A 24242-nucleotide genomic window follows, 5' to 3' on the forward strand; every position below is an offset into this window, starting at 1 on the left:
AGCAGGGAAAAAGGGGGACGGAGGGTGGGGGGAGGGCCCCGCGGGGGGGGGGGGGGTGGTGTGGGGGGGGTTTCTGTGTTGGGGGGGGGGGACCCCCCCCCGCCGCCGTGCGCGGGCGGTCAGCCGCTGCTGACGGTGAAGTGCAGCGTGTCCTTCAGGAACGGGATCTGCAGCCACGGGTGCGGCTGCGCCATCATCGCCAGCAGGACGATCACGGCGCCCAGCACGCCGTACGTGACGATGTCGGTGAAGCGGGAGCGTACGGCGAGCATGCCGACGTCCGGCAGGACCCACCGCAGAACGCCGCCGGCCAGCAGAGCGGCGCCGATCAGCAGCGTCCCGTAGCGGAACACGTCGAGCGCGGTCAGCAGCAGACCGAGGCCGACCGCGGTCAGCACCGCGAGGATCGGCCACTGCCGGGCGGGTGCCGGGGCGTCGCCGGGCGCGGCCCGGCCGCCGCCCTCGGGGCGGGCGGTGTCCCTGGTGAACAGCGGAAAGCGACGCGTCGTACGCCGCGGCCGCCCCTCGGCGTCGGGCGCGCTGACGGGGTCCCGTACCTCGATGTCCTCGGTCTCGCCGGGGGTGTCCTCAGCCGGCACTGCGCTCCGCCGCCTCGACCACGTTGACGAGCAGCTGCGCCCGGGTCATCGGGCCGACCCCGCCCGGGTTCGGGGAGATCCAGCCGGCGACCTCGGCGACGCCCGGGTGGACGTCTCCGACGATCCTGCCCTCGGCGCTGCGCGAGACGCCGACGTCGAGGACTGCCGCGCCCGGCTTCACGTCCTCCGGCCGGACAAGGTGGGCCGAACCGGCGGCCGCGACGATGATGTCCGCGCGCCTGAGGTGGGCGGAGAGGTCACGCGTCCCGGTGTGGCACTGGGTCACCGTCGCGTTCTCGCTGCGCCGGGTCAGCAGCAGCGGCATCGGCCGGCCGATGGTCACGCCGCGGCCGACGACCACGACCTCTGCGCCCTTGATCTCCACGCCGTAGCGGCGCAGCAGGGTGAGGACGCCGTTGGGCGTGCAGGGCAGGGGCGCCGGCTCGTTCAGGACCAGGCGGCCCAGGTTCATCGGGTGGAGCCCGTCGGCGTCCTTGTCCGGGTCCATCAGCTCCAGGATGCGGTTTTCGTCGATGCCCTTGGGGAGCGGCAGTTGCACGATGTAACCGGTGCAGGCCGGGTCCTCGTTGAGCTCCCGCACGGCTGCCTCGATCTCGTCCTGCGTCGCCGTCGCCGGCAGCTCACGCTGGATGGAGGCGATGCCGACCTCGGCGCAGTCGCGGTGCTTGCCGGCGACGTACTTCTGGCTGCCGGGGTCGTCCCCGACGAGGATCGTGCCGAGGCCGGGCGTGACGCCCTTCTCCTTCAGCGCCGCCACGCGGGCGGTCAGATCGGACTTGATCGCGGCTGCGGTGGCCTTGCCATCGAGAATCTGGGCGGTCATGGCTCCATCCTCGCCGATGGCGGGGTCCCGGTTCCAATCAGGGGGCCTGTGGGGAGCGCGGCATCCGTCCGCGCGCATCCGTTCATGATCAGAGATGTTGCACTTGCACAACACATTCGGATTACGGCTGGACAACGAAGTCCGGCGTGAAGAACGATGGCGGGAACAGTGCCGCGGGGCAGCTCATCGGGGGGACCAACCGCAATTGCAGAAAACCTTCCTCCGTGCAGTGCCACGCGTCGTCCCCGCACTTGGACAACGGAGGAAAGACCGCCATGAGTTTTGGCGACCCGAACAACCCCTACGGGCAGCCGCCCCAGCAGCCTCCGGCCGCTCCCGGTTACGGCTACCCCCAGGCCCCTCCCGGCGCCCCGCCGCAGGGTTACGGCTATCCGCAGCAGCCCGCCTACCCCGGGTACCCGGGCGGGAACCCGATGGTGCCGCAGTCGATGCCGGGCCTGCTGGTGACGGCCCGCGTCTTCCTCTTCATCATCTCGGCCGTGCAGATCCTGATGGGCATCGCCTGGTTGTACGCCGCGTCCATCGCCAGCGACATCTCGGACGCGGCGGACGACTTCAGCTCCTCCGACGACGACCCGTTCGGCGTGTTCAGCGACGGCAGTGACATGGCGGCCGGCGGCCTCGTGGTGCTCGCCCTGATCGCCCTGGGGTTCGCCGCGCTGTCCATCACGCTCGGCGTCAAGTTCGGCACGGGCGGCCAGGGCATCCGGATCACCACCGTGGTCTACGGCGCGCTCGGCACCATCATCGGCCTGATCATCCTGTTCGTCGCCCTCGACTCCGGCCTTGCCAGCGCGGTCATCTTCCCGCTGCTGTGGGTCGCCTTCGGCGCCATCATCACGGCGGCGCCGGTGGTGTCGAGCGGCACGGCGTGGTTCAGCCGCCCTCGCTACTGAACACTTCCCCGCGACTGAACAGTTCGCGCCATTCACGTCCAAGGGCCGTGTCTCACCCGTTCGAGGGGGACACGGCGCTGGTGCGTCGCCCTAGTCTGGCAGTGGTAGCTGTCAGGCACGGGGAGACGCACCTTGTACAGCATCATCGTGGTACCTCCACCGACCACGGAGGACGAGCGACACCGCTCCCAGCACCGCCTCGCACCGGGTGAACGACTCGCCTTCGGGCGGTCCGCACGGGAGAACGACCTGTGGATCGCGCACGACGGCGTCTCCCGCAGGGCCGGAGAGATCCGCGCGCAGGGCGCCTTCTGGACACTGAGCAACCTCTGCTCCCGCCAGACGTACGTCGTGGAGAACCCGGAGGGCGCGGGCGAGCACATCAAGGTGGGACCGGGCCGACTGGACGCGCCGGTGCCGTTCGAGTTCTCGCGGATCGTGCTCCCGGCCGCGGGCGACCTGCTGGCGGTCGAGGTGTGGGCACCGCGCCACGACTACCTGCGTACCGAGGGCGGACTCGACGGCGACACCACCGCGCCCGCCTTCTCCGTGGACCGCACCAAGCGGTACTTCGCGGTCCTCGCCGCCCTGTGCGAGCCCCGTCTGCGCGGCGCCCCGCACGCCCCGCTGCCCACCGTCGACCAGGTGGTCGAGCGCCTGCGTCCCGGCTGGCCGGCCGCCTCCCGCACCTCGGTGCAGTGGAACATCGACTACCTCGCCGTCAAGCTGCGCCTCAAACCCGGCCCGGAAACGGCGGAGCCGGGCCCGCGCCTGAACGGCAAGAAGGAGTCGCTGGTGTCCCTGGCGCTCCGCTTCGACCTGGTGCGGGAGGACGACCTCGTCGTCCTCGCCGAGCCGTCCGGCCGGGTCGCCCGGTGACCGAGCCCTACGCCGTGCCGGTCCCCAAGGGGTACCGGGTCGGCGACTGGGAGGTGCGGCGGCCCATCGCGACGGGCGCGTTCGGGAGCGTGTACGAGGCCAGGCGCACGGGCGGCGGTGATGCGGACCTGCCGGCGACAGCGGCCCTGAAGTTCCTGCCCACCGGCACCGGAACTCCCCGCCGGCTGACCCACCTGCGCGAGCTCGTCGACCGCGAGGTCCGGTTGCACCGCCGGCTCAGACGCCCGCGGCTGATCCGGATGTACGAGACCCTCACCGTCGACGACCCCGGGCGCCCCGGCCTCGACGGCGCCACCGTCCTCGTACTGGAGAAGGCGGAAGGCTCCCTGTCCGCGCTGCTCGCCGCGAGACCCCGGCCGGACGGCGGCCCCGTGCTGCTCGCGCAGATCTGCGAGGGGCTGGCGCAGCTGCACCGGGCGGGCTGGGTGCACGGGGACCTGAAGCCGGCCAACGTGCTGCTGATGAAGGACGGTTCGGCACGGCTGGCCGACTTCAACATGGCCGCGGAACTGGAGGGCACGCACGCGTACACACCGGCGTTCTCCACGCCCGACTACACCCCGCCGGAGCTGCTCTGGTCGGAGATCGGCGACCGCGGCCGCCGTATCCGCCCGTCTGCCGACGTATGGGCGTTCGGGGTCCTCGCCCACCTCGTGCTCACCGGCTCCTTCCCGCTGCCCGGCGGCACGTCGACGGCCCGCCGCGACGCGGCGGCCGCGTACGCCCGGGGCACTGAGGAGTTACGGCTGTCGCCGGAACTGCCCGACGCGTGGCGGGAGATCGTGCGGGACTGTCTGACCCGGACCTACGCGGACCGCATCGGCACCGAGGCGTTGCTGCGGCGGGTGGAGACGGCCGCCGACACCGCCCGGTCCACGCGGCTGCCCCGCCTGTTCGCCCGGCGCGGCCGCCGCTCACGGCCCCTGCTGGTCCTCGGCGCGACGGCGGCGACGGTCGCCGTCACGGCGCTCGGGTACGGCATCAGCGTCCGGGCGGGCGGGGCGGGCGCGACCGGCAACGGCACCGACAGCCGGAACGCCACCACCCCGTACGGCGCCGCCGAACTCCGCACCGACCGGGGCGTCCCGGCCGCCTACCGCCTGCTGATCGTGGAAACGGCGCACGACTGCGCGCAGGGGGAGGTCACCCCGCCCCTGATCGCCGCCATGCTGAAGGTGGAGAGCGACTTCGACCCGGACCTCGCCGACCCCGCCAAGGACGAGTACGGCATCGCCCGCTGGACCCCGAGCGTGCTGCGCTGGTGGATGCACGAGGACGGCACGCCCGGCGAGTCCGTCCCCAAGCCGCCCTTCCCTCCCGCCGAGTCCATCCCGGCGATGGGCCGGTACCTGTGCTGGATCGCGCCGCGTCTGGACGCCGACCTGCCGGGCGACCGCCGCGTGCTGATCGCCGCGGCCTACCGGACGTCGTACGCGAAGGTGAACGACGCGGCCGGGGTTCCCCCGAAGTACCGCGACTACGCCGACCGCGTCGCTCACTACCTCAAGGAGTACACGCCGCCGGGCGGGAAGTGACCCTGAGACTTCCGAGGTACCTTCCGCGGCCTGACACGGCCACGGTGGTCGTGTCCACCAACGGGGGTGGCACGACCGGAAGGACACCATGACCATGAAGCGGACACTCGCCTCACTCGGCGCGGCGGCGGTACTCGCCGCGGGCGCGGTCGCACTGACACCGGCGGGCGCGTCGGCGGCACCGAACGGCTGCTGGGGCAGCGGGCCGAACGACTCGCGCTACTGCCACAACTACGAGGGCGGCAACGTGATGATGAACGGCGATGTCGCGGGCTACCTCAACGCGGGCGACAACTGGTTCGTCTGCCAGAAGAAGTTCCCCGGCCAGGAGAACCCGCCGGTCGGCAACGCCCGCAACGACTGGTGGCTGTGGACCCAGGCCGACACCAACGTCAGCAACGGCGGCTGGGGCTGGTTCCCCGCCAACAAGATCTCCGGTGGCGTGAACTACGGAGAGATCCCGGGCCTGCGAGTCTGCTGACCGCCCGCGCCCGAGAGCGGCGGCCCCCGGTCCCCTCGGGGGAGGACCGGGGGCCGTCCGCCTGCTGCAAGGACTCGACGAACAGCGCCCAGGCGCGGGCGGGGAACACGAGATGCCGCGCGGGCGTACGGCCGCGACCTGACCAGAGCCCTCAGCCAACGCGGCTGATCCGCGATCCGCGGCGACAGGCCCGGCCCGTCGGCGACGCTCCGGTCCGACTCGGCAGTCGGCGTCGCGCCATCATGCGGCACCCTGGACGGAGTCGCCCAGCAGGAATCGGTCGACCTCGGCGGGTGTCTCCAAGGAGAGGTCTGCCCGTGCGAGGGTCAGAACGTCATTCCGGTAGTTCCGGATCTCCAGCCGGCTGCCGGGTATGGCCTCTGACAGCAGCCGCAGCATCCGTTCCAGTGCCGATCGCGGGTAGACCTTGAACTTCTCACCCCGTACGGACGACCTGCCGCCGAGTTCCGCGAAGCCCTTGCTGCTCCGCAGGTCGAACCTCAGGTCGATCACGGGAAAGGGATCACGATCCCAGGTGCTCCAGGGCATCGAGTCACGTCCCGTCAGCCGTGCCTCGACCAGCGTCTCGGTGTCTTCGTCGCCGATTTCGCAGTCGAGGACCGGGAAGGCCCTCCCGAGCCGTCCGCTGTAGCGGTAGTCGCACAGAGAAGGGGCGCAGAACAGCACGTGATCGAACTGGCCGACGGGTGACGGCAGGGCCACCTTGTGGTGGGACCGGCCGTCGAAGGCCAGTTCAAGGCGGGGGCGTACGAAGTCGAGGAAGGCTGAGACGTTCCTGGGGTCGTGACCGGGCTCCTTCACGATGAAGGACAGGCCCCGGCGCTCGTCCTCGCTCAGGACGAGGTAGTCGTGGAAGGGCCCGGGCCCGCGCTGGTAGCCGTGGCACTTCGCGAACACCCCGTCGTACCCCTCGACCGGTTCGTAGCCCGCCCAGTAGAAGTCCCAGGCCCCCTCGTACCGCCGCTTCTCCTGCTCCCGCATCACGTCGAGCAGCTTGGCGTCCGCCATGTCAGCGGCGGCCGCCTTTGCGGCAGCCCCGGCTTCGACGACGGCTTGGCTCGGAGGAACCTCGACATATCCCTCACGGGTCTTCTCGCGGATCTTCTCGTTCACATAGCGCTCGGCGTCCGCCTCGTCGTCGCGCGTCGCCGTCAGGCCCCGCATCACACCACCTTCCAGCCCCCAGCCCACGTGGCAGCGGATACCGGTGCGTCCGATCTGCCAACGGCGTACGGGCCCGCTGCCGCTCTTCTCGAAATACCGCGTCTCCACCATCTCCTCCATACGTCCCGGGTGACTGCGATCAGCATGACGGCGCGACCAACTCCGCTGCGCCTTCTCGTTCGATGACGGCTCGGCGGCGGCACAAGAACCGCCCGTACGCGGAGTTCACCACGTACGGGCGGAGGGGTGAGCCGTCGTACGAACCGTCAGTGGAAGAAGTGGCGCGTCCCCGTGAAGTACATCGTGACGCCCGCCTTCTTCGCGGCCTCGACGACCAGTTCGTCGCGGACCGAACCGCCGGGCTGGACCACGGCCTTGACGCCGGCCGCCGTCAGGATCTCCAGCCCGTCCGGGAAGGGGAAGAACGCGTCCGAGGCGGCGTACGAGCCCTGGGCGCGCTCGGCGCCGGCCCGTTCGACGGCCAGCTTCGCGGAGTCGACCCGGTTGACCTGGCCCATGCCGACGCCGACCGAGGCGCCGTCCTTGGCGAGCAGGATGGCGTTGGACTTCACGGCCCGGCACGCCTTCCAGGCGAAGGCCAGCTCGGCCAGTTCAGCGGCGGTGAGCGCCTCGCCCGTCGCCAGGGTCCAGCTGGCCGGGTCGTCGCCCTCGGCCTGGAGGCGGTCGGTCACCTGGAGCAGCGCACCGCCGTCGATCGCCTTGAGCTCGACGGGGTTGGACGGGCCGTTCGGGGCCTTCAGCACCCGGATGTTCTTCTTCTTGGCGAGGGCCTCCAGCGCGCCGTCCTCGTAGTCGGGCGCCACGATGACCTCGGTGAAGATCTCCGCGACCTGCTCCGCCATCTCCTTCGACACCGGGCGGTTGACCGCGATCACACCGCCGAACGCCGACAGCGGGTCGCAGGCGTGCGCCTTGCGGTGCGCCTCGGCGACATCCGCGCCGACGGCGATGCCGCACGGGTTGGCGTGCTTGATGATCGCGACACACGGCTCGTCGTGGTCGTATGCGGCACGGCGGGCGGCGTCCGTGTCCGTGTAGTTGTTGTACGACATCTCCTTGCCGTGCAGCTGCTCGGCCTGGGCCAGTCCGCCACGGGTGCCGTCGACGTACAGCGCGGCCGGCTGGTGCGGGTTCTCGCCGTAGCGCAGGGTGCTCTCGCGCTCCCACGTCGCGCCGAGGAAGTCGGGGAACTGTGACTCGTCGACCGGGGCGTAAGAGGACGCGAACCAGCTAGCCACCGCCACGTCGTACGCCGCCGTGTGCTGGAAGGCCTCCGCGGCGAGCCGCTTGCGGGTGGCGAGGTCGAAGCCGCCGTCCTGCACGGCGGCGAGGACGTCGGCGTACCGCGCGGGGCTGGTGACGACTGCGACGGACGGGTGGTTCTTGGCGGCGGCGCGCACCATCGACGGACCGCCGATGTCGATCTGCTCGACGCACTCGTCGGGCGACGCGCCCGAGGCGACGGTCTCGCGGAACGGGTAGAGGTTGACGACGACGAGGTCGAACGGCTCGACGCCCAGCTCGGCGAGCTGCCGCCGGTGGTCCTCCAGGCGCAGGTCGGCGAGGATGCCGGCGTGGACCTTGGGGTGCAGGGTCTTGACGCGGCCGTCCAGGCACTCGGGGAAGCCGGTGAGCTCCTCGACCTTGGTGACGGGGACGCCGGCGCCGGCGATACGGCCGGCGGTGGAGCCGGTGGAGACGAGTTCCACGCCCGCCTCGTGGAGCCCGCGAGCGAGCTCCTCGAGCCCGGTCTTGTCGTAGACGCTGACGAGCGCCCGGCGAAGGGGCCGCTTGTTGCTCTCGGCGGTCACTGGATAACTACCTTTCGTCCCTCAATGCGATAGCCGTTGCGGGCGATCCGCCCCACGACATCGACGAGCAGCCTTCGCTCGACTTCCTTGATGCGCTCGTGCAGAGCGCTCTCGTCGTCCTCGTCCCGGACCTCCACCACGCCCTGGGCGATGATGGGGCCGGTGTCGACGCCGTCGTCGACGAAGTGGACGGTGCAGCCGGTGACCCTGGCGCCGTACGCGAGCGCGTCCCGCACGCCGTGGGCTCCCGGGAAACTGGGCAGGAGGGCGGGGTGCGTGTTCACGAACCGCCCGCCGTAGCGGGCCAGGAACTCCTTGCCCACGATCTTCATGAACCCGGCGGACACCACGAGATCGGGCTCGTACGCGGCGGTCGCCTCGGCAAGCGCCTTGTCCCACTCGTCCCGGGTCGCGTGGTCCTTCACCTTGCACACGAACGTGGGCAGCCCCGCTCGCTCGGCGCGGGCGAGCCCCTCGATGCCGTCGCGGTCGGCCCCGACGGCCACGATCTCGGCTCCGTACGCCTCGGCACCGTCGGTCGCGATGGCGTCGAGGAGCGCCTGGAGGTTCGTTCCGGATCCGGATACCAGCACGACGAGGCGCTTGGCCACGGGCTTGGCGGCCACGGCGGTGCCCTTTCTCGGGGAAGCGTTTGTGCGGTCGTACGAATGCTTCGCGCCCCCGGATACGGGGAAGGCTACGAAGCGGCCGACCGCCAGCAACGATACCGGCACCGGGGGGCGGCCCCCACGGGACGGGGGCGTGGCCGGAAGGTAGCGTCTGGGGGGAGTGTCCTCGGGAACGTGGTAGTCATGCGCTGCGTTCACCAAGTGACAGCTCACGCCAGCTCACGCCAGACAGGCGTATTCACCAAGGGGAAGACGCTCACTTGATGCCGGACCGCAGCCTGCGACTCCTCACGCTCCCCCCGCAGTCGGTGCCGGGAGGGGAGCGCGGCATGCTCCTGCGGGAGCGCCCCGCCTCACCGCCGGACGCGCCCTCCGGCGAGAAGAACGGCGACGAGCGGGGCGGCCAGGCCGAGGACGACAACCCGTTCGCTCCGCCCCCGGAGGGCACGCCGGACCGCCCGTGGCAGCCCCGCCGCCCGGCCGGCGGCGAGGGCTCCGACGGCGGCTCGCAGGACGACCAGGGCAGGCAGGGCCCCGAGGACAGCCACTCCCCGTGGGGCAGCCAGTGGAGCGACCAGCAGCCCGGCCGCTCCCCCGGCGGTTTCGGCGACCGCCCGGGCGGTCCGGGTACCGGCCCCGAGAGACCAGGTGGCGGCGGCCCCGGCACGGGCGGCCTGCGCTGGGACCCCACGGACCCCTCTCAGCGCCGTGCGCGCTTCGCCCTCCTGAGCGGCATGTGGGCCTTCTTCTTCGCCCTCTTCAGCTGGCCGTACGTGGCCCTGCTGCTCGGCGCCCTGGCCATGTACTGGGGTATCACGTCCCTGCGCACCAAGCCCCGCACTCCCGACCCGGACACCCCGGCCCCCGACCCGAACGCCCGCCCGCAGACGACGGCCGCGGTGAGCGGCCTGGTCACCGCGTCGCTGGCGATCATGCTGGTCGCCGCGGGCTTCGCCGCGAAGATGGTCTACAGCGACTACTACACCTGCACCAGCGACGCCCTCACCAACGAGTCGAAGCAGGCCTGCAACGACCTCCTGCCGAAGGAGCTGCGGGGACTGCTGGGAACGAACAGCTGACCGCCGTCCCGCCCGACGGGGGCGGGACGCCGGACTCACCTCAGGGAGCGCCGGGCGCCTTCGGCTCGTCGGGCGACCCGGGCAGGATGTCCGGCGACGCAGGCGGGACATCGGGCGACGCCGGCAGGAAGTCGTACGGCTCGAAGGGGTCGTCGTACGTGGCCTCGTACGTGTCGTCGCGCCCATCCAGCAGGTACGCCGCCAGGCTCGAGTCCGTCGTCGCGTCCAAGCCGGGGTGCATCGGCGCCGGGCCCTGTCTACCTGCGTCCTTCACACGAGAGGTTCCCGTACGGGAGTTCTCCGGACGGGGGCTCCTCATACAACGGCTCTTCGTAATACGACGGCTCTTCGTACGGGAGAACCACCCGCCCACTGACCGCGGCGACACCCGGAACCGGCCCCGGCCGGACTGTTTCTCCGCCGGCAGCTCCACCCGCGGCGTGCCGATCCTCGCCACCACCGGCTCCCCGCGCCCCCGCTGTTTCCGGCGCCGCCACGCCCGTACCCCCGCTGCCGTCGGCACGCCCACCGCCGTGATCCACATCAGCGCCGTCCCCCCGGTCTGCCACCACACCGGCCCGAAGCGGGCGAGCGCGGCGCCACCGAGCGGCCCGCCCGCCAGCGCGGCGAGAGCGGTGACCCCGGCCGCGCAGAGGAGGGCCGCGAGCCCGGCCGTGGTGGCGGTCCGCCCGGGCGGCCGGCCCGCCAACCGGCCGTCGGGCGACGCCGTCCTGCCCGTGAACCACCCCACCGTCACCCCGGCCGCCACCGGAACCACCCCTGCCGCCCAGTTCAGCGGCGTCCCGGTTCCCGCGTCCGGCACTGCCGCGAGCAGCGGGAACGGTGGCAGCAGCGGGGCGGGCGCCGAGGACAGGGGCCCCACGACATGGCCGGCGCCGAGCGCGAAGCCCGGCCCGAGGCTGTAGGCCGTTCCCCACACGGCCGCGTTCGGCGCCAGCGCCAGACACAGCAGCAGGACGGCGAACCGCCCGGACCACCCCTCCGTCAGCTGCAGGAACGCCTCCCGCACCCCATCGCAGTGCCACACCAGCGACGCTGCGACCAGCAGCGCCCCGCCGCCCGCGAGCACGGCCGTCCCGGCGGCGGCGGCCCGCGCGGCGGTACCGAGGTGTGCCCGGGTGTCCGGGCCGAGGGCGAGACGCCGGCCCCCCGCCGGCAAGAGCGCCGGCACGCTGCGCACCGCCGCGCCGGGACGGCCGTACGCCGTCCACACCCCCGCCCCGGCCGCCGTCAGGGCGACCAGCGGCACGCACACCGCCGTCCAGCCCCATGAGGGCCGCAGCTCGCCGCCCGACGCGTAGAGCGCGGCGGCCGCGCCGACGGCGAGGTAACCGAGGACGACCCCCGCCCACGCCGTGCGTGCGGGGACTTCCGGGCTGCCGTCGTCCTCGCCGCCCCCGTCCGTGGCGTCGCGCGCCGCCCGGTGCAGCAGCCACACCGGCAGCGCGAGCAGCAGCAGCGGGGTGACGCCCACGGGAGCGGGGACGCCGGAGAGCGTGTCGGTGCGGACCAGCTCGGCGCCGTGCGCCAGCAGCCACAGTGCCGCGGCGACGTGCAGCGCGCCGCCGGGCCCGCTGTCGGGGTACGGCGAGCTGATCCACAGCACCATCACGAGCGCGGCGAACACCCCTAGCCCGAGTCCCGCCGCGACGGCGCCGCCGAAGAGGCTCGCGGCCAGTCCGGGCGATCGGTCGCGCATCCGGGTGAGCAGGGACGACGTCGGCGGTCGGCGAACGGTCATCGGGATCACGACCGTCATGGTCCCAATGTCACACGCTTTCTTCGTGTAAGAGGCGAACCTCCGATGTGTCGCTCAATATACGTTTATGTGCTTTTTCGTACGAAGGGGTGCCTCGTGACGCAGAGCCCTGCGACCCCGCTTCCCCCGCCCGAGGAACGCCGACGCCTCCGCGAGGCCGGGTCGTTGACGCAGGCTCAGGTCGCGTCGAGGGTGGGCGTCAGCCGCGAGACGGTCCGCTCCTGGGAGAGCGGCCGGACCAGTCCGCGCGGCCGCAAACGGGAGGCGTACGCGAAGCTGCTGGCCGAGTCGGCAGAACCGGTCGTCCGGCAGCCTCCGACGGAACCGGCCGTGACGGAACGCAAGGAAGAGCAGCTGCCGCTCGGACCCGAACCGGTGGTGTCCCGGGCCGTCCTGACCCCCGCACAGGCGTTCGACGCGCTCTACGCGTTCTGCGCCCCCGCCCTCGTACGGCAGACGTACGTGCTGACCGGCCGGCGCGAGCTGGCACGCGAGTCGGTCGAGCGGGCCTTCCAACTCGCCTGGCAGCGCTGGCCCGAGGTGGCCGTCGACCCCGATCCGGCCGGCTGGGTGCGGGCGTCGGCGTACGAGTACGCGCTCTCCCCCTGGCACCGGTTCCGCCCGCGCTACCGCCACCTCGAACCGCCGCCCGCCGACGCCTCCGACCGCGCACTGATGGACGTACTCCTGACGCTTCCGCCGCACTACCGGCGCACCCTTCTGCTGTACGACGGTGTGGGGCTCGACCTGCCGGAGACGGCGGCGGAGACGGAGGCGAGCACGCGGGCGGCGGCGAACCGGCTGCTGCGCGCGCGGGAGGCGATCGCCGAGCACCTGCCGGAGCTGTCCGACCCGGCGGAACTGCACCGGCGGCTGGCGGAACTGGCCTCGGCGGAGCGGCTGCGCGCCCCCGACCCGCCCGAGGTCCGCGGCGGAGGCGAACGCCGGGCGCGCTTCTGGACCCGGGCCGCCATCGCGTTCACCGTCGCCCTCATCGGCACCACGGCCCTCACGGTGTGGACGGCGCCGACACGCTACGAACCGCCGGTGGCACCGGGAGCGGACGTCAAAGGTGTACCGCCGCGGGTGGCGCCGGGACCCCTGTCGGAGGCGGAGGCGGAACTTCGGGAGAAACTGCGGGAGGAGACGGTGAGCGGGCCGGACAGGCTCGTGCCGCAGTCCCGCTGAGGACGGGAAGGGCCCGCACCCCCGGGGGTGCGGGCCCTTGCCTGCTGCTTGAGCTCCAGGCTCTGCCTCAGCTTCAGCCGGCGAGGATCTCGCGGGCCAGCTTGGCGGTCTCGGTCGGCGTCTTGCCGACCTTGACGCCGGCGGCCTCGAGGGCCTCCTTCTTCGCGGCGGCCGTGCCGGATGAGCCGGAGACGATGGCGCCGGCGTGGCCCATGGTCTTGCCCTCGGGCGCGGTGAAGCCCGCGACGTAGCCGACGACCGGCTTCTTCACGTTCTCCTTGATGAAGGCCGCGGCCCGCTCCTCGGCGTCGCCGCCGATCTCACCGATCATGACGATCAGGTCGGTGTCGGGGTCGGCCTCGAACGCGGCGAGCGCGTCGATGTGCGTCGTACCGATGACCGGGTCGCCACCGATGCCGACGGCGGAGGAGAAGCCGATGTCACGCAGCTCGTACATCATCTGGTACGTCAGCGTGCCCGACTTCGAGACCAGGCCGATGCGGCCCGGCTTGGTGATGTCGCCCGGGATGATGCCGGCGTTCGACTGGCCCGGGGTGATGAGGCCGGGGCAGTTGGGGCCGATGATCCGGGTCTTGTTGCCCTGCGCGACCGCGTACGCGTAGAACGCGGCCGAGTCGTGGACCGCGATGCCCTCGGTGATGACGACCGCGAGCGGGATCTCGGCGTCGATCGCCTCGACGACGGCGGCCTTGGCGAAGGCCGGCGGGACGAAGAGGACGGATACGTTCGCGCCCGTCTTCTCCATCGCCTCGGCGACCGTGCCGAAGACCGGGATCTCGGTGCCGTCGATGTCGACGGACGTGCCCGCCTTGCGGGGGTTCACGCCACCGACGACGTTCGTGCCGTCGGCCAGCATGAGCTTGGTGTGCTTCATGCCCGTGGCACCGGTCATGCCCTGGACGATGACCTTGGAGTCCTTGTTGAGGAAGATAGCCATGGCTGTCTGTGTCCCTCTTCCCTTACTTCGCAGCCGCGAGCTCGGCGGCCTTGTCGGCCGCGCCGTCCATGGTGTCCACGCGCTGCACCAGCGGGTGGTTGGCGTCGGAGAGGATCTGACGACCCAGTTCGGCGTTGTTGCCGTCCAGCCGGACGACCAGCGGCTTGGTGACTTCCTCGCCCTTGCCCTCAAGGAGCTTGAGGGCCTGCACGATGCCGTTGGCGACCTCGTCGCAGGCGGTGATGCCACCGAAGACGTTGACGAAGACGGACTTGACGTCCGGGTCGCCGAGGATGATCTCCAGGCCGTTCGCCATGACCGCGGCGGAGGCGCCGCCGCCGATGTCGAGGAAGTTGGCGGGCTTGACGCCACCGTGGTTCTCACCGGCGTACGCGACGACGTCCAGGGTGCTCATGACGAGACCCGCGCCGTTGCCGATGATGCCGACCTCGCCGTCGAGCTTGACGTAGTTGAGGTTCTTCTCCTTGGCGGCGGCCTCGAGCGGGTTGGCCGACTCCTTGTCCTGGAGAGCCTCGTGCTCCGGCTGACGGAACTCGGCGTTCTCGTCCAGGGAGACCTTGCCGTCCAGGGCGATGACGTCACCGGAGGCGACCTTGGCCAGCGGGTTGACCTCGACGAGGAGCGCGTCCTCGGCGATGAAGGTCTTCCACAGCGTGACGAGGACGTCGGCGACCTTGTCGGCGACCTCGGCCGGGAAGTTCGCGGCCTCGACGATCTCACGCGCCTTCTGAGGGGTCACACCCTCGTTGGCGTCGATCGGCGTCTTGGCGACGGCCTCCGGACGGGTGGCCGCCACCTCCTCGATCTCCATGCCGCCCTCGACGGACGCGATGGAGAGGAAGGTGCGGTTGGCACGGTCGAGGAGGAAGGAGACGTAGTACTCCTCCAGGATCTCCGGGGCCGTCTCGGCGATCATCACCTTGTGGACCGTGTGGCCCTTGATGTCCATGCCGAGGATGTCCGTCGCGCGGGCGACGGCCTCGTCCGGGGTGGCGGCGAGCTTCACGCCACCGGCCTTGCCACGGCCGCCGACCTTCACCTGGGCCTTGACGACGGACTTGCCACCGAGACGCTCGGTGGCTGCGCGGGCCGCCTCAGGCGTGTCGATGACTTCACCGGCCAGCACCGGTACATCGTGCTTGGCGAAGAGGTCCCTCGCCTGGTACTCGAACAGGTCCACGCGCTTCCGTCCCTATCAGTGATCTCGCGGTTCGTTGGATGCGTGGGCGTGCCGCGAAGGGCAACGTGACGTCCGCCGTCTGTCACAAGGGAGGCGCACACGGTGTCCGAGCGCGCGGCATGTCCGTCTCGCAGGTTATCTCTGCTTGCAGGGGGCCTCTAAATCGCGGGTCACATCTGAGCGGTGATACCTGTCACATGATGTAGGGTTCCCCGGCACGGCGTGCCGGGGGTGAGAGGCCTCACCGGGCCGGTGTCGACCCGGTGAGGGCCCGTGAACAGCCCCTGTGCGGGGCGCGGGGCTGGTGATCCGCACCCCGATGGGGACCGCCCGGCCCCATCCACGAGGTTTCGCCCGGACGAAACCGACGGCTTTCGGCCGTCCGGGTCTGCCGCCTCGCGGAGCCGGTCGTGCGCGACGGTCAGATGCCGTAGGCGCTGCCGTAGTGCGCGTTCCGCACGTCCTGCACATAGCCGGGGGTGATCGACTCGGCGACGCCGTCGACACCGGTCACGGCGTGGCCGGCCAGCGGGCCGCCGGTCGCCTCGGCGGTCCCCGTCAGGTTCTGCGCGAAGGGCGCGGCCTGGCCGACGACACCGTGGGCGAACGGGCCGACCTCGCCGACGACACCGCCGGCGAAGGGCCGCATCTCGTGCGCGACGCCGTACGCCAGCGTCGTGGCACTGCCGCCCACCCCCTGCACGACGGGCCGGACGGCCTCGGCGACGGTGTCGGCCACGGGCCGGACCGCACCGGTGGCCCCGCCGGCGAACGGCGGCACCTCGCCGGCAACGCCCTCGGCGAAGGGGACCGCGTGCCCGGCCACGCCGTGCGCGAGCGGCGGTACGGCACCGGCGACACCGCCCGCGAAGGGCCGCACCTCGTGCGCTACGCCGTACGCCGGTCCGCTCGCGTCCGCGACTGCCTGCCCGGCGACGGGCCGCACGCCGTGCACCGCGGTGTTCGCGAGGGGCGGCAGTGCGGCGCCCGTGGCGTCACCACCGGCCTGGGCGGCCAGGCCGGTGGCGCAGGGAACCGCGTCGCCGACGACACCGCCGGCGTACGCCGGCACCCCGGCGGCGACACCGGTCGCGTATCCGGGCACGTCCGCGGCGACGCCCCCGACGACCGACTGCACGCCCTGCACGACCCCGCCCGCGACGGGGTGCGCGCCCCGGGCGGCTCCGGCGGCGATCGGCTGGACGTCGGCGGCGACGCCGTACGCCAGCGCGGTCGCGGAGTCGACGGTGTGCCCGACGGTCCGGTGGACCCCGGCCGCGGCGCCCGTGGCGACCGGCGTCACTCCGCCCACGGCGCCGGTGGCGACCGGCGTCACCCCGTCCACCGCGTGGCCGGCGACGGGCGCGGCCCCGGCCACCGCCTGCCCGGCGACCGGCACGACGCCGGCGACCGCGTGACCGGCGACCGGCAGCACGCCGTCCACGGCGGCGGTCGCCACCGGCGGGACGGCCGCGGCCGACGTCTGCTCGACGACCGGGGTGACCGTCCCGGGCACGCTCGTGACCGTGCCGACGACCTGCTGCTTCACCCCGCCGACCGTGCCCGTGACGTGGCTCGGCACGGACGAGACGGAGGTCTTGGCCGCCGTCGTGACGGCGGTGGCCTCGCCCTGGGCGGTGGCGACCACGCCGACGGCACGGCCCTGGGCACCGGCGGCCGCGGTCTGGCCGGCATCGGTCACTCCGGCCGCGGAACGGCCCGCGCCGGCGACCGTGTGCTGCGCCTTCGTCCGTACGACGCCGTCGACGCCCTGGGCCTGGGCGCGGGCGGCCGACTGGACCCCCGGGAGCTTCGTCCGGGCGCCGGCGAGGGCCTGCTCCAGCTCGGGCGCGAAGGCGGAGAGGGGGCCGAAGAGGTAGTCGATGGCGCCCCGGCCGTCCTGCGGGACGTCCGGCGTGGACGGCGCCTTCACTCCGGCGGCGGCCGAGGCAGCGCCGGCCTCGGCCTTCTTCACGGCCTTCTCGGCGCGGGCGGCCTCGGCGCCCCGGATGACCTGGGCGGCCTTGGCCTCGGCCCCGTGCGGCACGGTGACCTTGGCGTCTACGTACCGGCGGGCCTGGTCCGCGGTGTCGGCGGGGACCGTCTGCTCGGCGTCGTCGGCGGTACCGAGGGCGTCGGCTGCGGCGTCCGTGACCTTCGAGGGCGCGCCACTGGCGACGGTGTCCCGCACGTCGGAGACGACACGGTCGGCGGAGTCGGTGACCGCGCCGACCGTGTCGGTGACGTCGGTGCCGTCGGGGATGTCGGTGGTCGCGTCCGGCGTGGACACGGAGGGGGCCGGCAGCTCGTCGGCGCTGGCCACGGTGGAACCGAGCGCCCACGCGCCGGTGACACCGGCGGCCATGACGATGGAGCGGCGGATGTTCTTGTTCATGTGTGCGTCAGATCCTTAGATCCTTGAGTTCCGAAGCTCCTTGGGAGTTCCGGGACTTCGGAAGGCTTGGGGACATTCCGGCGCCGGTTCCGGTCGCGGTCCGGGGAGTTGGGGACCAGCGGAATCGGATACGGCCCCGGTGGGCTTCCGTCCGGAGCTCGCAGGGGTGTCCGGACGGGCGGGCAGACCTGTTCCGCCCCCGCGCGGCAGGTCTACGGCGGGGGGAAGCGGTCTGCTCTAGGCGGGGGAAACGGGAATGTCCCGGTGCCTGTCCCGGATCTCGGGCGGGTCGACGCCCACGGCGACACCGGGCGCGAGCCGCAGCGGCGCGCGGCGGTTCGGAGTGACGGCGTGCGCGTCGCCGTACCGCGACGTGCCGCCGTCGACGGCCGGCTTGCCGTCCAGCGCGCCGCCCGGACCGGTGGGGGCCGGGTGCTCGGGCGCGTGGCCTACGGCGGGTGCGATCCGGTGCCGGTCGGCGGGCGCCGAGGCATGGACTGCGGTGGTTCCGGTGGTTCCGGTGGCGAGGTACGGCCCGTACACGACGCCTTCCGCCTCGTGCGCGCCCCCCGGCGAGGTCACCGGGGAGGCCGACGACGGCTGCGGCACGGTGACCGGCGCCGGGAGCGTCTGACCCGGGAGCGCGGGCAGGCCGGGTGGACCTGGGATGGCGGGGAGGCAGGGCAAGGCGGGGAGGGCGGGAAGGGCCGGCAGTTGCGGCGCCTTCGCCCGCGCCCAGAACAATTCCTCGGACAGTTCCTCGGACAGATCCTCGGACCGTTCCTCGGACAGATCCTCGGACCGTTCCTCGGACGGTTCCTCGGACAGTCCCTCGGACGGTTCCTCGGTCACAGTCTCGACCAGGTCCCCGACCGGCTGCACGACATGGTCCACCGAGTGGGGCATGGAAGGCACGACCGTGGCCGCCGAGTTGTGGACCGCCGGCTCGGCCGACGGCGGGGGGTCCTGCCGAGGTGGCTCGGCCGACGGCGGGGGGTCCTGCCGCGGCGGCTCGGCCGACGGCGTGGGGTCCGGCCGAGGCGGCTCGGCCGGAGATGCCGCGTCGTGGCGTGCCGTCTCAGCCGGGGCGTTCACCAGCCGTCCGGCCGAGTTCTTCGCCAACGACCGGACGCCGTCCGCCGAAGCCGAGGAGACCGCCTCGGCCGAGGGCGCGGAGGCCTCCGACGTCGTCGCGGTCACCGACGGCACGCCGTCCGCCGCATGCGCCTGCTCCCCGCAGAGGAACCCGAGCGCGAACAACCCGCCCACCAGCAGTGCCACTTGCAGCGCACGCCGTCCGGCCGCCGTGCGCATCACGCGCAAAGCGGCCACGGGCAGAGCTGCCGGCCAGGTCAAGTAGGGAGGGTCCTCCCGTGCGGCGGAACGGGGCTGCGTGAGCGGAGCGGCGACACACCGCTGACGGGCGTCGATCCTCGCACGGGACTCGGGAGGTTGCGCAAGCCCTCCGTTACCGATGGGTAGTCATGTCCGTTTTGCTGGCCGGAGCCGGACGCCACCGGGTCGACAAATCGTCAGCGAGCCCCCCGGACCCCAGGCTTCTCACGCGGTGTCCGGTATCGGAAGCGGACGCTTCTCGATCGCCGCCGCCATCACCTCCGGGAACAGGTCGGGCGTACAGGCGAAGGCCGGCGCGCCCAGCGCGGCGAGCGCTGCCGCGTGCTCGCGGTCGTACGCGGGCGCCCCCTCGTCCGACAGTGCGAGCAGCGCGACGAACTGGACCCCCGACGCCTTCATCGCCGCGACCCGCTTGAGCATCTCGTCCCGGATTCCCCCTTCATAGAGGTCGCTGATCAGCACGACGACCGTCTCCGCGGGCCGGGTGATCTGCGACTGGCAGTACGCGAGTGCCCGGTTGATGTCCGTACCGCCGCCCAGTTGCGTACCGAAGAGGACGTCGACCGGGTCGTCGATCTGGTCGGTCAGGTCGACGACGGCCGTGTCGAACACGACGAGCCGCGTGCCGATCGACCGCATGGACGCCAGCACCGCCCCGAACACGGACGCGTACACGACGGACGCCGCCATGGACCCCGACTGGTCGATGCAGAGGACGACTTCCTTCTTCACGGACTGGGACGCCCGCCCGTAGCCGATGAGCCGCTCCGGCACGATCGTCCGGTACTCGGGCAGGTAGTGCTTGAGGTTGGCCGCGATCGTGCGGTTCCAGTCGATGTCGTGATGGCGCGGCCGGTTGATGCGGGCGCTGCGGTCGAGGGCACCGGTGAGCGTCGCGCGGGTGCGGGTGGCGAGCCGCTTCTCCAGGTCCTCGACGACCTTGCGCACGACGGCCCGCGCCGTCTCCTTCGTGGTCTCCGGCATCGCCTTGTGGAGGGAGAGCAGCGTGCCGACGAGGTGCACGTCGGCCTCCACCGCCTCCAGCATCTCCGGCTCGAGGAGCAGCGTGGACAGCCCGAGCCGGTCGATGGCGTCGCGCTGCATGACCTGCACGACGGAGGAGGGGAAGTACGTCCGGATGTCACCGAGCCAGCGCGCCACGGACGGCGCCGACGCTCCGAGCCCCGCCGAACGGTCCCGCCCCGCCCTCCCTGTGGGCGGTTTGTCCCCCTTTCCGTAGAGCGCGGCGAGCGCTCCGTCCATCGCGGCGTCCTGCCCGGAGAGAGCGCACCCGGTGCCGTCGGCCGCGTCGCCCCCGAGCACGAGCCGCCACCGCCGCAGCCGCTCCTGCGTCGGGTCCATCGGCACGGTCGTCGTCATCTGCCCACCCCCACCGGGTTGTTGTCCTCGGCGGCCTCGTCGTTGTCGTTGTCGTTGCCGCTGTCTCCGCCCAGGCCCAGCAGCAGCCGCACCACCGGCAGTACGGCGTCCGCGCGGCCGGGATCGAGGCCGGTCGCGAAGCCGGGTATGCCGGAACCGGCGGTCGTCGCGCTGCCCCGCGCCTCCGGTCCCCGCCGGACCAGCTCGCCCAGGGTCCGGCGCACCCCCGGTTCGTACGCGGAGAAGGTGCGCCGCAACAGGGGCAGCACATCCGTGAACGCTTCCGCCGGCACGCCGGTCAGCCAGGCGTCGACCAGGCCGAGCAGCCGCTCGTCGTGGACGAGGAGCATCCCGCCCCCGGAGCCGCCGCCGACGAAGCCCTCGATCCACGCGGCCCCGTCCTGGGGAGGCGTCCCCGGCGACAGCACGAGACCCATCAGCCGCGCCGCCTCGCCCTGCGCCAGCTCCCCGTCGTCCAGCAGCAGCCGCACTGCCCGCCCCCGAATGACGCCGGGCACACGGTCCCGGCCGGACAGCGCCCGTAGCACCGCGCACCAGCGACCGCGGAGGTTGCCGTGCCCGAGTGCGGCGGCCTCGGCGGCCGGTCCCGCCTCCCTGTGTCCCGGGGCGAGAACGCGACCCGCCGGCCCCGCCTCCCCGGGGCCGGGGACGTGACCCGACGGCCCCGCCGCCACCAGCCCCGGTGCCGAACCGGTGCCCGGCAGGGCCTCCGGACGGTGTCCCCCTGCGGGAACGTCGCCCAGCAGCCCCACCGCTCCGTGCACCGCGTCCACATGGCGTCGCATCTCGTCGGCCGCGTCGGCGTCGAGCGCGGTGCAGGCAGGGGGCAGGCCGACGAAGATCCGTTCGGCGATGCCCGCGGCGACCTCCGCCAGCGCGTGCGTGTCCGTGCCGCGTACATCGCCGTAGCGCAGGGAGCGGACCAGGGCCGGCAGGGCCTGGGCGAGGTGGCCGACGTCCGCGTCGAGCGCCGCCCGGTCGGCGAGGACCCGCATCACCACCGGCAGGGCGTCCGGCAGTTCGGCCAGCAGACAGCGCTCGGCCAGCGCGGTGACCTCGGCGAGCCCTGGCGCGGCGACGGCGTCGGCCTCGGCCTTGGCGGTCGCGGCGGCCAGCACGGTCGTACCCCACACGCCCGCCTCGGCGACCCGCACCGACAGCTCGGGCTCCCACCGCAGCCGCCACGTCTCGCGGAACGTGCCGGTGCTGCCGCGCGAGGCGACCGGCTCGCCCCAGGCGACGCCGAGCAGTCGCAGCCGGTGCAGCAGCCTGCTGCGCCCTGCGTCGGTCTCCTTGCGCAGGTCGAGCTCCAACTCGCGCTCCAGCGCCTCCGGTTTGAGCCGCAGTCCGCGCTGGATCCGGTCGAGGTCGCGCTGCAACGGCACCGCGGGCGCCGTCCGCGGCACCTCCCCCAACACATCTCCCACGACCAGCCGGTCGTGCACCAGCGCCAGCGGCACGTCCGAGCCCTCGCACATCACCGCCCGCACGGCGTCGGTGGTCTCGCTCAGGCCGGGCAGCGGGCGGCCGCGCATCGCGGCGAGCGTCTCGGCCAGCCGCACCGCCTCGATGACGTGCGCCGAGGAGACGATCCGGTCCTCGGCCCGCAGCAGCCCGGCCACCTTGGTCAGCCACCGCTCGACGGGCCGGTCCGGTGCACCGAACAGATGCCCGTACCAGCCCGGCGAGTCGATGCCCGCGCCGTAGCCGCTGATCCTGGAGAGCCTGCGGTACGTCCACGGCACCCATGTCATGTCCGCCTTGACCTTGGGCAGCCCCTTCAACAGCGCCCGGTCCGCCGCGACAGTGGTCTTCTGCCGCAGTGCGGGCACGTGCCAGGCACCGCAGACCACGGCCACGGCGTCCCCGACCTCGCGCTGTGCGGCCCGCACCTGGAGCCGCATGTACGCCTCCCGCACGAGATCCCGGTCGTGCCCCCCGCTGCCGTACGTCTCCCGCAGCGCCCCCATGGCCTCCTCGAGCACACCGAACGGCGCGAACGCGTCCCCATCGCCCGGGCCGCGGTGCTCGACGACGTCCTCCCACCAGCGTTCGGGATCGTCGTAGCCGGCGGTCTCCGCGAGCACGGCGAGCGGATCGACCCGGACGTCGAGGCGGGTCGCGTGCGCGTCGTCGTCTTCACGTGCGCCCATGGGCTCGTCGGAGCTCTCCCCCGCACCCGCGGGCTTGTCGGCGCCACGCGCGGGTCCCCCGGCTTCCTCCCCCTCAGGCGGGTCTCCCGCTTCCCTCTCCCATGCCAGCGTGTGCGTGGCCGGGAGATCGATGAAGCGGGCCGGGACACCGTGTTCCAGGGCCCAGCGGATCGCGACCCATTCCGGGGAGAACTCGGCCAGCGGCCAGAACGCCGAGCGGCCGGGCTCGTCCACGGCGTGGGCGAGGAGGGCGACCGGCGGTCGCATGTCCTCGTCGGCGGCCAGCGGGATCAGGGCGTCGGCCTCGGGCGGCCCCTCGATCAGCACGGCCTGTGGCCGGGCCGCGGCCAGCGCCGCCCGCACGGCCCGCGCCGACCCCGGCCCGTGGTGCCGCACGCCGAGCAGCAGCGGTCCCTCGCCGGGCCACCAGTTCCCGGACTCGTCAGCACCTGTCACGCCGTCCCCCTCTTCCTCCGGGACCAAGTGGAGTCGTCCCCGAGCGCGTTCCTGACCTCGCCGTACACCACGACATCGCGGCCGTCCTCCGCGGGACGCCCGAAGCGGAACCCCCATCCGCGGTCGGTCACGCGCTCACCTCCCGGCAGGCCCGGTAGAAGTCCTTCCAGCCGTCGCGCTCGCGGACGACCGCCTCCAGGTACTCGTGCCAGACGACGCGGTCGGCCGCCGGGTCGCGCACGACGGCGCCCAGGATGCCCGCTGCGACGTCACCGGCCCGCAGCACGCCGTCGCCGAAGTGGGCGGCGAGCGCGAGGCCGTTGGTGACGACGGAGATGGCCTCGGCGGTGGACAGCGTGCCGCTGGGCGACTTCACCTTCGTACGGCCGTCGGAGGTGACGCCGTCGCGCAGCTCCCGGAAGACGGTCACCACGCGGCGGATCTCGTCGATGCCGTCCGGTGCGGCCGGCAGGTCGAGGGAGCGGCCGATCTGGTCGACGCGCCGGGAGACGATGTCGACCTCGGCCTCGACGCTCTCCGGCAGCGGCAGCACCACTGTGTTGAAGCGGCGGCGCAGGGCGCTGGAGAGGTCGTTGACCCCGCGGTCGCGGTCGTTGGCGGTCGCGATCAGGTTGAAGCCGCGGACCGCCTGTACCTCCTGCCCCAGCTCCGGTATCGGCAGTGTCTTCTCCGACAGGATCGTGATGAGGGTGTCCTGCACGTCGGCCGGGATGCGGGTCAGCTCCTCGACGCGGGCCGTCATGCCCTCCGCCATGGCCCGCATGACCGGGCTGGGCACGAGGGCGTCACGGCTCGGACCGTGCGCGAGCAGCCGGGCGTAGTTCCACCCGTACCGGATCGCCTCCTCCGGGGTGCCGGCCGTGCCCTGCACGAGCAGCGTCGAGTCGCCGCTGACCGCTGCGGCCAGGTGCTCGGACACCCAGGTCTTGGCCGTGCCGGGGACGCCGAGCAGGAGCAGGGCGCGGTCGGTGGCGAGGGTGGTGACGGCGACCTCGACGATGCGGCGCGGTCCCACGTACTTCGGTGTGATCACCGTGCCGTCGGGCAGGGTGCCGCCGAGCAGGTAGGTGGCGACGGCCCACGGCGACAGCTTCCAGCGGGCCGGGCGCGGCCGGTCGTCCTGCGCGGCCAGCGCGGTGAGTTCGCCGGCGAAGGCGTCCTCTGCGTGCGGCCGCAACGCTTCGGCCTGCTCCCTCTCGCGCGATTCCACGGACATCGGATCTACGGACACAGACATGGCTGAGGCCCCCTCCAGCTCGGCCGGTTCGGATCTGGTGTCCACCGTGCACCACGGCACTGACAATGCGCCCTGACCTGCGAAAACGCTGTGGC

Annotated in this window: 21 protein-coding genes; 7 read left to right on the plus strand and 14 right to left on the minus strand. The window is 72.8% G+C overall.

Translation table 11 applies throughout. The annotated features are described in order from the left end of the window. Window positions 1-119: 119 nt before the first annotated feature. The gene (locus tag ACZ562_RS07750) at window positions 120-599 is read right to left on the minus strand and encodes a DUF3017 domain-containing protein (protein WP_471174998.1); all 480 of its coding nucleotides are present in this window, start codon (window positions 597-599) and stop codon (window positions 120-122) included. After that, window positions 589-1443, minus strand: a complete 855-nt coding sequence (locus ACZ562_RS07755; protein WP_471175000.1) for a bifunctional methylenetetrahydrofolate dehydrogenase/methenyltetrahydrofolate cyclohydrolase — start codon at window positions 1441-1443, stop codon at window positions 589-591. Before ACZ562_RS07755 ends, ACZ562_RS07750 begins: the two co-directional genes overlap by 11 nt. 275 nt (window positions 1444-1718) lie before the next feature. Here ACZ562_RS07755 and ACZ562_RS07760 point away from each other — a divergent pair, with 275 nt between their 5' ends. The 4 genes from ACZ562_RS07760 to ACZ562_RS07775 all read left to right on the plus strand — a co-directional run bounded on the left by ACZ562_RS07760 (window position 1719) and on the right by ACZ562_RS07775 (window position 5276). After that, window positions 1719-2360, plus strand: a complete 642-nt coding sequence (locus ACZ562_RS07760) for a hypothetical protein (protein WP_471175002.1) — start codon at window positions 1719-1721, stop codon at window positions 2358-2360. Between the two features lie 132 nt (window positions 2361-2492). Then, window positions 2493-3239: an FHA domain-containing protein gene (locus ACZ562_RS07765; protein WP_471175004.1), complete on the plus strand. Its 747-nt coding sequence runs from the start codon at window positions 2493-2495 to the stop codon at window positions 3237-3239. Further along, entirely contained in the window at window positions 3236-4795 is a 1560-nt protein-coding gene (locus tag ACZ562_RS07770) for a serine/threonine protein kinase (RefSeq protein ID WP_471175006.1), read from the plus strand. The genes ACZ562_RS07765 and ACZ562_RS07770 overlap by 4 nt, the downstream gene beginning before the upstream one ends. Before the next feature lie 94 nt (window positions 4796-4889). Beyond that, window positions 4890-5276, plus strand: coding sequence for a hypothetical protein (locus tag ACZ562_RS07775; RefSeq protein ID WP_471175008.1), 387 nt, complete (start codon window positions 4890-4892; stop codon window positions 5274-5276). A gap of 240 nt (window positions 5277-5516) precedes the next feature. Here ACZ562_RS07775 and ACZ562_RS07780 read toward each other — a convergent pair whose 3' ends face one another. From ACZ562_RS07780 to purN, 3 genes are all read right to left on the minus strand, one after another. Next, a complete protein-coding gene (locus ACZ562_RS07780) occupies window positions 5517-6572 on the minus strand; it encodes a WGR domain-containing protein (protein WP_471175010.1) in 1056 nt (351 codons plus the stop codon). A gap of 155 nt (window positions 6573-6727) precedes the next feature. Further along, a complete protein-coding gene (gene purH / locus ACZ562_RS07785) occupies window positions 6728-8293 on the minus strand; it encodes a bifunctional phosphoribosylaminoimidazolecarboxamide formyltransferase/IMP cyclohydrolase (RefSeq protein WP_471175012.1) in 1566 nt (521 codons plus the stop codon). Next, a complete protein-coding gene (purN, locus tag ACZ562_RS07790) occupies window positions 8290-8919 on the minus strand; it encodes a phosphoribosylglycinamide formyltransferase (protein ID WP_471175014.1) in 630 nt (209 codons plus the stop codon). Before purN ends, purH begins: the two co-directional genes overlap by 4 nt. 266 nt (window positions 8920-9185) lie before the next feature. On the opposite strand from purN, the gene ACZ562_RS07795 reads away from it, so the two are divergent. Then, window positions 9186-10001, plus strand: a complete 816-nt coding sequence (locus ACZ562_RS07795) for a hypothetical protein (RefSeq protein WP_471175016.1) — start codon at window positions 9186-9188, stop codon at window positions 9999-10001. Between the two features lie 40 nt (window positions 10002-10041). Here ACZ562_RS07795 and ACZ562_RS07800 read toward each other — a convergent pair whose 3' ends face one another. Then, window positions 10042-11781 carry a cell division protein PerM gene (locus ACZ562_RS07800; RefSeq protein WP_471175018.1) on the minus strand — a complete coding sequence of 580 codons (1740 nt, stop codon included), beginning with the start codon at window positions 11779-11781 and terminating at the stop codon, window positions 10042-10044. A 96-nt stretch (window positions 11782-11877) separates the two neighbouring features. Here ACZ562_RS07800 and ACZ562_RS07805 point away from each other — a divergent pair, with 96 nt between their 5' ends. Beyond that, window positions 11878-12969 carry a sigma factor-like helix-turn-helix DNA-binding protein gene (locus tag ACZ562_RS07805; protein WP_471175020.1) on the plus strand — a complete coding sequence of 364 codons (1092 nt, stop codon included), beginning with the start codon at window positions 11878-11880 and terminating at the stop codon, window positions 12967-12969. Window positions 12970-13042: 73 nt separating this feature from the next. Here ACZ562_RS07805 and sucD read toward each other — a convergent pair whose 3' ends face one another. The 4 genes from sucD to ACZ562_RS07825 all read right to left on the minus strand — a co-directional run bounded on the left by sucD (window position 13043) and on the right by ACZ562_RS07825 (window position 18429). After that, entirely contained in the window at window positions 13043-13927 is an 885-nt protein-coding gene (gene sucD, locus ACZ562_RS07810) for a succinate--CoA ligase subunit alpha (protein WP_471175022.1), read from the minus strand. Between the two features lie 22 nt (window positions 13928-13949). Continuing rightward, window positions 13950-15128: an ADP-forming succinate--CoA ligase subunit beta gene (gene sucC / locus ACZ562_RS07815; protein WP_471175024.1), complete on the minus strand. Its 1179-nt coding sequence runs from the start codon at window positions 15126-15128 to the stop codon at window positions 13950-13952. 421 nt (window positions 15129-15549) lie between these two features. Then, on the minus strand, window positions 15550-17523 hold the full coding sequence (locus tag ACZ562_RS07820) for a hypothetical protein (protein ID WP_471175026.1): 1974 nt from the start codon (window positions 17521-17523) through the stop codon (window positions 15550-15552). A gap of 237 nt (window positions 17524-17760) precedes the next feature. After that, complete coding sequence (locus tag ACZ562_RS07825) at window positions 17761-18429, minus strand: hypothetical protein (protein ID WP_471175028.1); 669 nt, start codon at window positions 18427-18429, stop codon at window positions 17761-17763. Here ACZ562_RS07825 and ACZ562_RS07830 point away from each other — a divergent pair. Next, complete coding sequence (locus tag ACZ562_RS07830) at window positions 18428-18883, plus strand: hypothetical protein (protein ID WP_471175030.1); 456 nt, start codon at window positions 18428-18430, stop codon at window positions 18881-18883. The two genes, ACZ562_RS07825 and ACZ562_RS07830, sit on opposite strands and share 2 nt — an antisense overlap. A gap of 200 nt (window positions 18884-19083) precedes the next feature. Here the strand turns inward: ACZ562_RS07830 and ACZ562_RS07835 are convergent, their stop codons facing one another. From ACZ562_RS07835 to ACZ562_RS07850, 4 genes are read right to left on the minus strand one after another with little or no spacing between them, the layout of a single operon-like run. Further along, the gene (locus ACZ562_RS07835; RefSeq protein ID WP_471175032.1) at window positions 19084-20259 is read right to left on the minus strand and encodes a VWA domain-containing protein; all 1176 of its coding nucleotides are present in this window, start codon (window positions 20257-20259) and stop codon (window positions 19084-19086) included. Continuing rightward, on the minus strand, window positions 20256-22841 hold the full coding sequence (locus ACZ562_RS07840; RefSeq protein WP_471175666.1) for a DUF5682 family protein: 2586 nt from the start codon (window positions 22839-22841) through the stop codon (window positions 20256-20258). The genes ACZ562_RS07835 and ACZ562_RS07840 overlap by 4 nt, the downstream gene beginning before the upstream one ends. A gap of 44 nt (window positions 22842-22885) precedes the next feature. Beyond that, complete coding sequence (locus ACZ562_RS07845; RefSeq protein ID WP_471175034.1) at window positions 22886-23020, minus strand: hypothetical protein; 135 nt, start codon at window positions 23018-23020, stop codon at window positions 22886-22888. Beyond that, window positions 23017-24147: an ATP-binding protein gene (locus ACZ562_RS07850; protein WP_471175036.1), complete on the minus strand. Its 1131-nt coding sequence runs from the start codon at window positions 24145-24147 to the stop codon at window positions 23017-23019. The genes ACZ562_RS07845 and ACZ562_RS07850 overlap by 4 nt, the downstream gene beginning before the upstream one ends. Window positions 24148-24242: the final 95 nt, after the last annotated feature.

Source organism: Streptomyces sp. NPDC040410 (assembly GCF_055595715.1).